14 protein-coding genes are annotated in these 12,661 nt (G+C 36.5%); 11 read left to right on the top strand and 3 right to left on the bottom strand.

Annotated elements, in window-relative coordinates:
- Window positions 1-299 precede the first annotated feature (299 nt).
- The 3 genes from BN2425_RS03745 to BN2425_RS03735 all read left to right on the top strand — a co-directional run bounded on the left by BN2425_RS03745 (window position 300) and on the right by BN2425_RS03735 (window position 2,450).
- Window positions 300-731, top strand: coding sequence for a MerR family transcriptional regulator (locus tag BN2425_RS03745; RefSeq protein WP_042455154.1), 432 nt, complete (start codon window positions 300-302; stop codon window positions 729-731).
- 60 nt (window positions 732-791) lie between these two features.
- Window positions 792-2,144, top strand: a complete 1,353-nt coding sequence (locus tag BN2425_RS03740) for a hemolysin family protein (protein WP_042455152.1) — start codon at window positions 792-794, stop codon at window positions 2,142-2,144.
- Window positions 2,145-2,255: 111 nt separating this feature from the next.
- A complete protein-coding gene (locus tag BN2425_RS03735; RefSeq protein WP_042455150.1) occupies window positions 2,256-2,450 on the top strand; it encodes a hypothetical protein in 195 nt (64 codons plus the stop codon).
- Between the two features lie 109 nt (window positions 2,451-2,559).
- On the opposite strand, the gene BN2425_RS03730 is transcribed toward BN2425_RS03735, so the two are convergent.
- The gene (locus BN2425_RS03730; protein WP_042455148.1) at window positions 2,560-2,856 is read right to left on the bottom strand and encodes a hypothetical protein; all 297 of its coding nucleotides are present in this window, start codon (window positions 2,854-2,856) and stop codon (window positions 2,560-2,562) included.
- Between the two features lie 337 nt (window positions 2,857-3,193).
- Here BN2425_RS03730 and BN2425_RS03725 point away from each other — a divergent pair, with 337 nt between their 5' ends.
- Entirely contained in the window at window positions 3,194-3,490 is a 297-nt protein-coding gene (locus BN2425_RS03725; protein ID WP_042455145.1) for a HesB/YadR/YfhF family protein, read from the top strand.
- A gap of 102 nt (window positions 3,491-3,592) precedes the next feature.
- On the opposite strand, the gene BN2425_RS03720 is transcribed toward BN2425_RS03725, so the two are convergent.
- On the bottom strand, window positions 3,593-4,120 hold the full coding sequence (locus tag BN2425_RS03720) for a hypothetical protein (RefSeq protein ID WP_052352764.1): 528 nt from the start codon (window positions 4,118-4,120) through the stop codon (window positions 3,593-3,595).
- A gap of 316 nt (window positions 4,121-4,436) precedes the next feature.
- Between BN2425_RS03720 and atpB the strand changes: the two genes are divergently transcribed.
- The 7 genes from atpB (at window position 4,437) to ald (ending at window position 11,104) form a co-directional block, all read left to right on the top strand.
- A complete protein-coding gene (gene atpB / locus BN2425_RS03715) occupies window positions 4,437-5,159 on the top strand; it encodes a F0F1 ATP synthase subunit A (protein ID WP_235714564.1) in 723 nt (240 codons plus the stop codon).
- 23 nt (window positions 5,160-5,182) lie between these two features.
- Complete coding sequence (locus tag BN2425_RS03710; protein ID WP_042455143.1) at window positions 5,183-5,578, top strand: ATP synthase F0 subunit B; 396 nt, start codon at window positions 5,183-5,185, stop codon at window positions 5,576-5,578.
- Between the two features lie 5 nt (window positions 5,579-5,583).
- The gene (locus BN2425_RS03705; protein ID WP_042455141.1) at window positions 5,584-6,549 is read left to right on the top strand and encodes an AtpZ/AtpI family protein; all 966 of its coding nucleotides are present in this window, start codon (window positions 5,584-5,586) and stop codon (window positions 6,547-6,549) included.
- 141 nt (window positions 6,550-6,690) lie between these two features.
- Entirely contained in the window at window positions 6,691-7,947 is a 1,257-nt protein-coding gene (locus BN2425_RS03700; RefSeq protein ID WP_042455139.1) for a DUF445 domain-containing protein, read from the top strand.
- Between the two features lie 138 nt (window positions 7,948-8,085).
- Window positions 8,086-8,451 (top strand): cytochrome-c oxidase, encoded by a 366-nt coding sequence (locus BN2425_RS03695; protein WP_042455136.1) that lies wholly within the window; start codon window positions 8,086-8,088, stop codon window positions 8,449-8,451.
- Between the two features lie 147 nt (window positions 8,452-8,598).
- Window positions 8,599-9,834: a PucR family transcriptional regulator gene (locus BN2425_RS03690; protein WP_042455133.1), complete on the top strand. Its 1,236-nt coding sequence runs from the start codon at window positions 8,599-8,601 to the stop codon at window positions 9,832-9,834.
- 133 nt (window positions 9,835-9,967) lie between these two features.
- A complete protein-coding gene (ald, locus tag BN2425_RS03685) occupies window positions 9,968-11,104 on the top strand; it encodes an alanine dehydrogenase (RefSeq protein ID WP_042455131.1) in 1,137 nt (378 codons plus the stop codon).
- A 54-nt stretch (window positions 11,105-11,158) separates the two neighbouring features.
- On the opposite strand, the gene BN2425_RS03680 is transcribed toward ald, so the two are convergent.
- On the bottom strand, window positions 11,159-12,571 hold the full coding sequence (locus tag BN2425_RS03680; protein ID WP_042455129.1) for a SpoVR family protein: 1,413 nt from the start codon (window positions 12,569-12,571) through the stop codon (window positions 11,159-11,161).
- Window positions 12,572-12,661 lie beyond the last annotated feature (90 nt).

Raw genomic sequence — 12,661 nt, 5'->3', positions numbered from 1 at the left:
TCGTTCATGATAACTCGGCGATGAAATCGCCTGCGGGGTCTCCCCAGCCCCGTACTCCCGCAGGAGTCTTCGCGCCTTCCGCTCCCAATTACCTGGTTAAAAATCAACAATAGCTTTTAACACAGCCTTCCTCATAAAAGCACTAGCACCATTTATCAAATGGATTGTGGTGCTTTTTTTTCATATTTCATTCATATTACCTATTTCGTTCCATAAAATGTAGATATCAATACCCACAAGAACTAGAACGTTTGACTGTACGGTTTTAAATGAAGTATAATTATTGGTAATTTAGAAAAATGAGGTGGTATGATGGGGCTGTCTATCGTATTGGGGAATTAGCTCAAAAAGCAAGGATCTCTAAACGCACGATTGACTATTATACATCTATAGGCCTACTCGTCGCCGAGCGCTCAAAATCCAATTATCGGATTTATACAGATGAGTCACTAAATGATCTAAGATTTATAGAAGAATGTAAAAGTTTGCATATACCGCTTGACGAGATTAGAAGAAAACTAGATATGAGAAAATCAAGAAATCTTCAAGCATCAGAAGTTGATAAGCATGTCAGTGCGGTCGCCCAGCAAATGAAGCAGCTTGAAAATGATTTATTTGACCTCATCCCCTTTCTTGAAAAGTTGGATGAACAACAAAAAGAAAAATTGACGAGTAATCTAAGTTTATTGAGATCGGCTTTAATGCAATCCCTATTGAGAGTTTCAAGTTGATTGTAAAAAATTAGGAGGTGACACCTTACTCGTCGTAAAAAACGGGATAAGGGAATTTATTTGGACATATTTAACTTGGTTTTGATAGCCATTTTAATTGCTTTAACGGCTTTCTTTGTAACTTCGGAATTTGCTATAGTTAAGATTCGAAGTTCAAGGATTGATCAGTTAATCGAGGAAGGAAGTTCGAAGGCAGTCTCTGCAAAAAGAGTGATTTCAAATTTAGATGAGTACCTATCTGCCTGCCAGTTAGGTATCACCGTAACGGCTCTTGGTTTAGGTTGGATCGGGGAATCAACCATTGAACATTTGCTTGACCCGGTATTTCATGCATTGAGCATTCCCGATAATGCAACAAAAATATTATCCGTCTCATTGGCATTTGTAATCATTACCTTTCTGCATGTTGTTGTAGGAGAGCTTGCACCAAAGACACTGGCTATTCAGAAGGCTGAGTGGATTACATTAAATATGGCACGCCCACTAATCCTTTTTTATAAGGTGATGTATCCATTCATTTGGGTCCTAAATGGTTCCGCACGGATCGTTTCCAGTCTTTTTGGATTAAAACCGGTTTCTGAGAATGAACTTGCTCACACAGAGGAAGAACTTCGAATTATTCTATCGGAGAGCTATAAAAGTGGCGAAATTAACCAGTCAGAGTTTAAGTATGTAAATAAGATTTTTGATTTTGATGATCGGATTGCAAAGGAAATCATGGTACCAAGAACGGAGATCATCTCACTATCCATGGATGATACACTAGAGACTTTCCTTAAGGTTATTCGTGAGGAGAAATACACAAGATATCCAATTATCGATGGAGATAAGGACCATATTATCGGCCTTGTTAATATAAAAGAAATAATGACCGATTTAATCGGAAATGAGAAACTATCCGCACAAACCTTGGAAAATTATATCCGGCCAATTATCAGAGTAATAGAAACGATTCCAATTCATGATTTACTTGTAAAAATGCAAAAAGATCGGATGCATATGGCTGTATTAATGGATGAATATGGTGGGACATCAGGAATTGTAACGGTTGAAGATATACTGGAAGAAATTGTCGGTGAGATTCGTGATGAATTTGATATGGATGAAGTTCCTGAGATTCGCAGAATCAAAGAAAATCATTATATCATTGATTCAAAGGTGTTAGTAACGGAAGTTAATGATTTATTGGGAATTGAGATTGACGAGGAAGATGTCGATACAATTGGCGGGTGGATTTTAACCGAAAATTATGAAGCAAAACAGGGTGATATCGTGTTATATGACGGATATACCTTTAAAATCGCTGAGATGGATGAACATCATATTAAATATATTGAAGTAACCAAAACAGCTGAAATTAATGAAACAAACATAAAACAAATGCCGTTAGCGGAATCTGAAGCCTTGTCATAATAACAGGAAATAGACCTCATCGCAGGTCTATTTTTTTAGCCTATAAATGGGCCAAATGTCCAAACAAATATCTCCTCCTTTGCATAAGTTGCAGTAAGGAGGGGATAATCAATGAGTAATTTGTTTAATTATCATGCACTTTTATATTTGGCTTGTATCCTGGCTGGCTTTGCCCTAATAAAGGTTGCGGCTGTTCAATTTTTAGCCAGTTTGGCAACCGTTTTGGTTATTATTGGAGCAATTGTAGTCCTTATCTTTGTAGCTGCCCTGCTTTATTTGGGCTTCAAGACTCTGCTTCATAAATAACTTTTTATTATTTATTTCTTTATACCTTGGAAAAGGCAGGTTCTGGTGGGCTGATGTCCTTCCTGAACCTGCCTTTTTTACATATACAGCATCAATAATAGGCTGTATGTTATTTTGATTTTAGTATTATAATTTCCTCTTCTGATTTTGCTATTTTCACCAAATGGGAATCAAGTCGGCGATGAATATGCTCGATTTCCCTTTTATGGATATCCTCAATTCTTTCCAATGCTTCCTTTATATCCGACAGATCAATTTGATTTACAGCTACACGATGTTCAATGCTGTCAACCTTCTCTAATCTTGATAATCTCTTTTCAATTTTTTCTAACGTCTTATTAAATATTTCGATCAATGTTTTGATATCGGCAGCACCATTATTTAAATTCCCAAATTCTTGTTCCATGGGCAATCCCTCTTTTCTTCTTTCCTCTATATTAACATCGTTACTACTATATGTATGTTACAATAATCGGAACAAAATGTATCGACATTAAGCAGTTCTATCGTATTCTTTTCAGCAGAGGCATTTTTATGAGTTTGCAGCTATGAAATTGTGCCAATTTTAATACGAATAATTGAACACTTTTTAACATCATATTAATTCAGGGAAGCTATGTGAAATTTATCACATGCAATAATGGAGGAATTTTATATTCTAAACATGTAAGTGATGGGATGAAAATTAACAGCTTAATCCCCCTATAAAACCAATTACTCATTTTAAAAAGGCTGGTGCTGACATGTTAATTAATATTGATGAAAAAGCTGCTACATGGTTTAAACAAGAATTTGAGAATAATATGCTTTCCAACATCCGCATGTTTCCTCAATATGCTGGATTTGGAGAAAAAAATAAGGGCTTTACTCTTGCTTTTTCAGCAGAAACACCAGCAAATATAGGTTTAAAAAAACAAATTAATGGTATCACTTTTCTTGTGGATGGCAATGATATATGGTTTTTTGAAGAAACAGAAACCTGCATGACTGTAGATGATCAATTAAATGAATTACAAATCACCTACAAACCGATTCATTAATCAGTGTTCTAGTTGTTCTCCAAATACCTATAAGAGAAGTTTAACCTCCCCATCCACAGGAAAAAGAACAAGCCAGATTAAAAACCTGGCTTGTTCTTATAATTAATTTACTTGTTTGTCTAAGCTTGGTGCGAATAGTTTTGCACTTTCAAAAACTTTACCAAGCTTTTCTTCGCCACTTGCGAAGGTTTCAGTTCCTGCATCTAAATTAGGAGCATCTTTTTTCAACTCTTCAGCTTTTTCAGTATAGGCTGCTGCAAAATCTTTTACTGCTGCCTCGAGGTCTGCTTTTTGGTCTTTTAGGCCTTCTGGAATGGTTACGTTTGAAAGCTCTGAAGCAACTGCTGCAGCTGCTTCACTTGCGGCAGTCTTTTCTTCTGGTGTTGGCAGATCTTCAGGCTTTGCATCTTCCGCTGTAGCCTTAGCGATATAAGCATTTAAATCAGCATCTTCTGCGTTAATTTTATTGCCAAGCTCATTATAAAATTTGACTAATTCTTTTTTCACATCAACTTTAGGAGTTGTTGTAGTTTCGTTTGCATCCTTCTTTTCCGTATCATTGCTGCTTGAACATGCAGCAAGTCCTAATGTGATCATTATAGATGCAGTTAATAATAGTAATTTCTTCATGTTTTTTCCCCCAATTTTCTCTATTTTTGAGCCGTGTTTATTTTACAACATATAATAAGACGTGGAAAGTATAAAAATGTTACAAAAAATTTTTTTCTGCAATTTCTCCATTATGAAACAAATCTCCGTTAAAGAAGGTTATAACACATTTAATTGTTGATAGTTTTTATACTTTGCTAATCTTACTTTTCAGAAAATTAGTAATAAATTGTGAACTATATTACAATAACGACATTTCTTTTATATAATAATAGTGTACATAATGATTCTTTTGACCTAGTTTTTCATGAAGTTCCGTACCTGATCAAGAAAGGGGGTGAACATCATCGAATACACAAGACCACAGGTTGTCTGGCTGGGTTTCACTTTTGATCTTTCCATCATTTTAACAAGCACAATTGCTGCTATTATTGTTTTCTTCCTTGCGTACTTGTTTACCCGAAACCCTGCAGATCACGTTCCTAAAAGAGCGCAAAATTTTATGGAATGGGTTATTGAATTCGTAAAAGACATCATGAACACCTGTATGGGTGCCTCAAACAATTTATTTATCTTATCTACTGGTGTTACATTAATGATGTATTTAGTGATTGCTAATTTTATGGGTATTCCATTTTCTATTGTTACCTCTAAAGACCAACCTGTAATATGGTGGAAATCTCCAACTGCAGATGCACATGTCACGATGACTTTAGCTATAATGATTATCATCTATACTCACTTTCTTGATATACGCACCAATGGATTAAAACATTATTTCCTTAGTTTCTTCAGGCCCTTTGCAGCTCTATTCCCTATTAATCTCATTGAACAGTTTTCTACTACTCTGACTTTAGGTTTGAGATTATTTGGGAATATTTATGCCGGGGAAGTAATGTTAGCATTATTGGCCAGTTCTGTTACGCACGGTTTTGTAACCGCTTTCCTAACTGCTGTTCCAATGATTATTTGGCAGGCGTTTTGCATCTTTATCGGCGCGATTCAAGCCTATATTTTTGTAACACTTACGATGGTTTATATTTCACACCGGTTAACATGAACCATAAAAGGAGCTGATCCGGGTTGAGTGATATTACAGTTTTTGGGCTTCCTATTTCGTTAGGAACCATGTTGTATCAAGCTGGTCTTTTTACAGTCCTTGTTTTTGCATTAAAAAAATTCGTTTTTAAGAAAATGGTGGGAATTCTTGACAAACGAAAACATCACATAGAAAATCAGTTACAGCTTACTGAACAGTATAAACTTGAAGCCGAAAAGAATCTTGCTGCAAGTGAAAACATTTTAAAGCAGGCTAGAATGGACGCAAGAGAAATAAGAAAACACGGTGAAAATGAAGCGAAGGTTATTATTGAATCCGCAAAAGAGGAGGCCAAACAAATAGTAACAGAATCCAACAAGGGAGCCTTCTCTTCTCAGAACCTTATACTTACGCAAACAGAGCATTATAAGGGGGCGTAAACAGAATGAAGCACAAGTTTATCAAATACTTGGGGAGAGTAACGGAGGAACTTGAACTGGGCTTTGAGGAAAAATGGATATACGTACATTACACAAAGGGGTCAATTGAAAAAACTGCCTGTCTTTTAAAAAATGAAGGGAAATCTGAATGGGATTATTTAGAAGGATTTCTTAATGATAATTCAGTTTCAGAAGAAATGAAAAAAGATGTGAGAAGTTTCTTTGAGAAAGGTAGAAAAGAGGAAATTAACCATTGGAGTGAATTTTCAACTTTCCTCATGAAGACTCTTTCTCTATCTATGGTTTTTGGTATTTCCATTGCAGTTTGTGTATATGGAGGCTATAAATTAGGAAATTGGATTGACACACAATATAACTTTCATTCAATATTTACAGTTGTCAGCACATTATTAGGGATTGGAGTTGGAACACTTACGATATATTCGATGATACTAAAATACATTAAATTGACAGGGACAAAAGGTTTGCATTTAAAACATAAAAATGCAAATAACACTCTGAACAAGGAAGAATCATATCCCATTATTGATGTAACCATCGATGAAGTCCGAAAAGCAATCAGGAAATTTTCCGAACAGCTGCCAAAAGGTGTTTATCGAACCATTCTGGTTCAGGATGATAATAGTATTGATTTTAAACAGCTCGCTTCAATACTTAATGGCATTCCCTCCCAGAAATTCTACATGTCTAAAGAAACCTATGATTTATTCGAAGAAGAAGAAAAACAAATTGCCACTGAGATGGATCATGTTCAAAGGGCAGTTGATCAGTATGTTAAAGAACATCGAGAGTATCCAATGCTCCAATTTGACCCGCAACATCGAGTCAATTATTTTCAACTGCGTCAAGGGAAATATCTTAAAACAGAACCACAAACACAGTTTTATATCACAGATTTAGATGGTTTAATCACCCATATCAAACCTACCCGAAAAAAAACCTCATCATAAGAATAGGCCCAATATATTAAACAAAAGAAACCTCTTTTTAAAGGTCACTTACCATAAAAAGAGGTTTTTTTTTTGCTTTTTCATGCAAAATTGAGATAATAGCAATATCATGATTTAAATTTAAAATGAGAGGTACATAAAATGGCAGTACAGAAAAACAATTCAAAACATTTGGCGACTATCTCCTTAATTATAATGGCAGCCGGATTCCTGTTAACACTTCCTTTAAATCCGTCCACTTGGAAAACGGTTCTCCAGGGGGGGTTTGAAGCAGGATTAGTGGGCGGACTTGCGGATTGGTTTGCAGTGACTGCCTTGTTTCGGCATCCAATGGGACTGCCCATTCCTCATACAGCATTGCTGCCAAAAAACCGGACTAAAATTATTGATAAAATCATTTCAATGCTTGAAAACGACTGGCTGACAATGGAAAGCATTCGTGCGAAGATAAATACTTTTCAGTTTTCAGAAAAGCTTTTTTCCCTTATCAACAGGGAAATTCAATCACCAGCTGCTAAAGTCAATACCGTTGCAGTGATTAAACAACTAATTGGTAAAGTTAATGTTAAAAAATTTGCACCCTTTTTAGAAAAAGAGCTGAAGTCTCAACTCCAGAATTTCCAATTACAATCCATTCTTCCAGTACTTCTTGACCAAATAAAGAGTAGAAAATATGATGAAAAGTCACTCGACTTTGTCCTTAATGAAGTGGATGAATGGGCAAAAAAGGATAGTACAAAATACCGTCTTGGCGGAATGGCAGTTGGAATGATTGAAAATATCAAAGCAGATGGGATTATGCAATTTGCATTACGGTCATTTAGTAACCTTATTAACGAAGAAAAATTGGGAAATATCATTCAAAATCTGATACTAAAGGGCATTGACAGCTTCCGTGATCCCATTAATCCCAATAGACAAAACCTGCTTTACCATATACAACAAAAGTTGGAAGGTTTAAAAACGGACGAGAAACTTTATATAGAATTAGAACTGCTCAAAACTAATATTATATCTAATTGGGATGGGGAACAAAGGATTGTGGACTTTCTTTCACAAACTCAGCAGAAAATAATATCCTATGTAGAAAACGAAAATTTTTATGAAGAATTTATCCTTCCCCTATTCCAAGATAGTATAAAAGGAATAACCAACGATAAGGAAAAGATGGAGAAGCTCGAAGGCTGGTTGAAAGAACATATATCTAGCTTTGTTGAAAAAAACCATTCCAAAATCGGCAACCTTGTACGTGAAAATTTAGATAAACTGGAAACTAAGACATTAATTCACATGATTGAAACAAATGTCGGCAAAGACTTGCAATGGATACGTGTTAATGGAGCGGTCTGCGGATTTTTAATTGGCCTTGTATTATCAGTTATCAAAATCATTTTTTAATAAAGGAGTCGAGGATGATCTCCCCGGCACAGCCAAATAAAAAAATCCTTATTTTGTCCCTTGATTTCTCTGTTCTACTTCCCAAAAACACTACATATTTACTACTGTAAGCATTTTAGTGTGATAGGTGGGATTAGAATGGGCGTTAGATTTATTAAAATTTCTGTGGTTTACTTTGTCATTGGTGTATGTATCGGTATGGCTATGTCCATGACTGAAAGTTTTAGTTTTACGCCTGTGCATGTCCATATTAATTTATTAGGTTGGACAGCTATGACCCTTGCAGGACTTATTTATGTTGCATTCCCTGGTGCAGGTGAAACGACACTAGCGAAAATCCATTTTTGGCTTCACAATATCGCATTGCCGGTCATGATGATTGGGCTTGCCTTGTTAGTTTCCGGAGTGGAAAAAGCTGCTCCGGCAGTTGCAGTCGGGGGAACATTGATGGTCTTGGGTGTGATTATCTTTGCTATTAATATTCTTAAAAATATTAAGATCTAGAGGATAAAACATATTTAAATAATCCAATTGAAGCGGCCCAACAAGGGCCCCTTTTTTTTTGTAGAAAAACAAGAAATTTATCATATAATTTTGTAAAATTAAACAAAGGACTTATTTTAAGTATTCCATAAATGGAGGTCAATCGTTTTGGACAATTCACTTCATGATCCTTTTAGGACCACCTTTGATAGTTTAGATGAATTTGCAGATTTAATAAGCCAAGTTCTAAAATGTCCCATAACCATTGAGGATGCTAATCATCGGCTTTTAGCTTACAGTACTCATGATGAACGAACTGACCCGGCCAGAATTGCTACCATCATCGGCCGCAGAGTACCGGAAAAAGTCATTAACCAATTATGGAAAGAAGGTACCATTCCCGCACTTCTTAAGACAAGAGAACCGATCCGAGTTCAAACCATGAACGAAATTGGACTTGGAAATCGAGTAGCTATCTCTATTTGGAAAAACGAAGAGGTTCTTGGATTTATTTGGGCATTAGAAATAGATAAATCCCTTTCCGATAAAGAATTATATCAATTAAAAAAGGCAGCAGACGCTGTCAAGAATAAACTTCTACAGCTACAAACAAGGAAAAATAAGAAAGAAGAACGATCACAAGAGCTTTTCTGGAAACTGTTAACAGGGCATCTGACATCTCACGATGAAATCTTGGATCATTTTCGTTCGTTAAAAATCACCCCTTCTACATCATTTGTCATCCTTGTTTTTCAATTTCAAGAAAATATTAACCGCAAAGAAGAACAATATATAATGTATCTCTTAAAAACTATTCAAAGGTTAAAAATCATACTTTATACAATTGACTGTGACCAGCTTATATTATTGACTTCTGCCGATCAAATTAAAAATTTAACCGAGGAGCTTGACCATTTCTCTCAGATTTTCGTTGGAAAAATGAATGAAAGGTATAAAATCACCGGTATCACCCCTGTTTATAGCGGCATTTATCAAGATTATCAGAAAATTGGCAAAGCCTATAATGAAACATTAACGGTCTTATCAATTAAAAGTAAATTTCCGGCTGAAACGAAAAAGATGTTTAGTTTTCAGCAACTGGGGATATATCAGTTTTTCGATCTGCTGTTAAAAAGCCGTCAGAATAATGATTACGTGAATGAGTCTCTAAGGAAACTTCACGATTATGACCACCAACATAACAGCAATCTAATAAAAACATTAGAGGTATATTTGGACCATGACAGTAATTTAAATGATACTGCTAAACAGTTAAACATTCATACTAATACATTAAATTATCGGTTAAAGCGGATTACCGAAATAGCTCAAGTTAACCTAAAAGAACCAAATCAAAAAATGATGCTGTATATTGATTTAAAGCTAGAAAAATATCATGTTTAACAATTAGCCTGTTTTGTGGAAATCACCAAAAAGGAAGATTATCTTTCTGTAATCCTAACAAGGAAATTCCTCTTGAAACATTTTATACTATATTCATAGTCTTTTGTTTTTATGATTTAGGGGGGGAATTGTGATGTTTATTGGTGTTCCTAAAGAAATTAAGAATAATGAAAATCGTGTTGCCCTGACTCCTGCTGGTGTAACATCCTTCGTTAATGCTGGCAACACGGTTTTAATAGAAAAAGATGCTGGAATAGGCAGTGGATTTTCGAACGAAGATTACCTGAAAGCGGGAGCCGAGATTCTTGACCGAGCCGAACAGGTTTGGGCAAGAGCTGAAATGATCATGAAAGTGAAGGAGCCACTTCCTGCTGAATACCAATATTTCCGTCCTGGGTTAATATTGTTCACCTATTTGCACCTAGCAGCAGAGCCTTTGCTGGCAAAGGCCTTAAAGGACAGTGGAGTCATTGCGATTGCTTATGAGACTGTATCTGTCAACAAGACTCTTCCCTTACTGACACCAATGAGTGAAGTGGCAGGTCGCATGGCACCCCAGATTGGGGCGCAATTCCTACAAAAAAACAATGGTGGCCAAGGAATTCTTTTAGGTGGTGTACCTGGAGTGAGCCGCGGGAAAGTGACTATTATCGGCGGGGGGATTGTTGGAACAAACGCTGCAAAAATGGCGATTGGATTAGGAGCGGACGTGACCATTATTGACCTAAGTGCTGACCGCCTGCGTTATTTGGATGATATTTTTGGGAACCAAATTAAAACGTTGATGTCCAATCCATATAACATCGCGGAGGCCGTAAAAGAAGCTGATTTATTAATTGGAGCTGTTCTGATTCCTGGAGCGAAAGCACCCAAATTGGTAACGGAAGAAATGGTTAAAACGATGAAACCTGGGTCGGTCATCGTGGATGTTGCTATTGACCAGGGTGGCATAGTTGAAACAGACGACCATGTTACCACCCATGATAATCCGACCTTTGAAAAATATGGGGTTATTCACTATTCAGTAGCCAATATGCCAGGTGCGGTGCCAAGGACATCCACCCTTGCATTAACCAATGTAACCGTCCCTTATGCCCTGCAAATTGCCAACAAAGGTGTTTGCAAAGCAATAGAGGAAAATTTAGCGTTAAAACTGGGCGTTAATGTGGCCAATGGGGAAATTACTTACGAAGCAGTGGCCCAAGATTTGGGTTATCAGTATGTAACCGTGGAAGAAGCACTCAAAAAAAAACTGGCCAAGCATAACTAATACAAAAGAAGGCAGCTAAAATCAGCTGCCTTCTTTTGTATTCAAGATTTTACGTTATAAATACTTTCTGTGCACTCCTTTCCCATCATAGGAAAATAACATTGGCCGATCTTCTACTGCTGATTCCATATGAACAGTTCTTCCCCAAAGTTGATGAATATATGGAAGGACCTTTTCTAGATATTTAACGTCCAACTCTACACCTTCATACCAGTGCTTTAGATATAGTTCTCCATTTTTTAAGTAGTCGCCATCATTAACTGTAATATAAGGAAAGCCCCCATTTACACGCATATTGACTAATTGGTCACGGATATTTTCCCATTCCTTGTCGACCACTTTGTAATCTCGGCCTTGTTTTTGGAACAGGTACATATCCTCCCTCATGACTAAATCTTTCGTTAAATAATTCCTTAAAAATGAAATATCGGATTCAATTTCCCTGACCTCAAAGATTTTTTCCCTCCCGGAATTAGGTTCTACTCCCCTTTTTTTCATCTCCTCAGTTGGGTTATTATAGCGTTCCTCAATATCTTCAAAGATTTTAATCCCCAAATAGTAAGGATTAATCCCTGTCCTTGAAGGCTGAACTACGCCTGCATTCAGTTTGGCAAATTCAATCGCTTCGCTGCTTGTCAAATTCATTTCCCTTAAAATCCTTTGATGCCAGTATGATGCCCATCCCTCATTCATGATTTTTGTTTCTAACTGCGGCCAGAAATAAAGCATCTCTTCTCGCATCATCGTCAAAATATCCCGCTGCCAATCTTCCAGTTCTCTGCTATAGGTTTCTATAAATAATAATAAGTCCTTTTCTGGTCTTGGCGGGAATTTCTTTTTACGCTTCTGCTTTTTTTCTGGCTTTTCTTTGCTATCTAAGTTCCAGAGATCATCGTAAGGCGTGATAATTCGCGGATTTTCATCCTCTTCCTCTTCATCCTCCATGGACCATGCTAGTTTGGGTCTCATAAGTGATGGGTCGATATGTTCATCGATGGATAAAACCGCATCAAGGAAGCGTTCCACTTCCTTTTTGCCATATTGAATTTCATATTGATGGATTCTTTCAGCAGTTGCCGCCATGCTTTCTACCATATCCCGCTTTGTATTTTGGAACCGAACATTATTTTTAAAGAAATCACAGTGGGCCAATACGTGGGCGACAATTAGTTTGTTTTGAATTAAGGCGTTAGAGTCCAGTAAAAACGCATAGCATGGATTAGAATTGATGACAAGCTCATAAATCTTACTTAACCCTAAATCATAATGAAGCTTCATTTTATAAAATTGTTTGCCGAAACTCCAGTGTGAGAATCGAGTAGGCATTCCATAAGCACCGAATGTATAAATTATTTCTGCCGGACAAATTTCATAACGCATGGGATAAAAATCTAACCCAAAGCCGCTTGCAATTTCCGTAATTTCACTGATGGCATATTCCAGCGCTTTCCGTTCTTCCTCATTCATCAGCCATTCCCCCTTTTCCTCTTACCACAATGTATGAAGCTAATCTGGGAATGATGAGAAAATGCAAAAAACAATAAGCAATGTGCTTAT

This window comes from Neobacillus dielmonensis, from assembly GCF_000612665.1.
Taxonomy (GTDB): Bacteria; Bacillota; Bacilli; order Bacillales; family Cytobacillaceae; genus Neobacillus; species Neobacillus dielmonensis.
The sequence above is the reverse complement of the archived record's forward strand: the minus strand, read 5'-3'. Positions and strand labels throughout refer to the sequence as shown.

Bases quoted from the DNA above. Each gene is read 5' to 3' on its own strand.
- BN2425_RS03730 (WP_042455148.1), bottom strand. From the start codon at position 2,856: ATGGAACAAGAATTTGGGAATTTAAATAATGGTGCTGCCGATATCAAA.
- BN2425_RS03735 (WP_042455150.1), top strand. From the start codon at position 2,256: ATGAGTAATTTGTTTAATTATCATGCACTTTTATATTTGGCTTGTATC.
- BN2425_RS03705 (WP_042455141.1), top strand. From the start codon at position 5,584: ATGAAGCACAAGTTTATCAAATACTTGGGGAGAGTAACGGAGGAACTT.
- BN2425_RS03695 (WP_042455136.1), top strand. From the start codon at position 8,086: ATGGGCGTTAGATTTATTAAAATTTCTGTGGTTTACTTTGTCATTGGT.
- BN2425_RS03725 (WP_042455145.1), top strand. From the start codon at position 3,194: ATGTTAATTAATATTGATGAAAAAGCTGCTACATGGTTTAAACAAGAA.
- ald (WP_042455131.1), top strand. From the start codon at position 9,968: ATGTTTATTGGTGTTCCTAAAGAAATTAAGAATAATGAAAATCGTGTT.
- BN2425_RS03700 (WP_042455139.1), top strand. From the start codon at position 6,691: ATGGCAGTACAGAAAAACAATTCAAAACATTTGGCGACTATCTCCTTA.
- BN2425_RS03745 (WP_042455154.1), top strand. From the start codon at position 300: ATGAGGTGGTATGATGGGGCTGTCTATCGTATTGGGGAATTAGCTCAA.
- BN2425_RS03680 (WP_042455129.1), bottom strand. From the start codon at position 12,571: ATGAATGAGGAAGAACGGAAAGCGCTGGAATATGCCATCAGTGAAATT.
- BN2425_RS03720 (WP_052352764.1), bottom strand. From the start codon at position 4,120: ATGAAGAAATTACTATTATTAACTGCATCTATAATGATCACATTAGGA.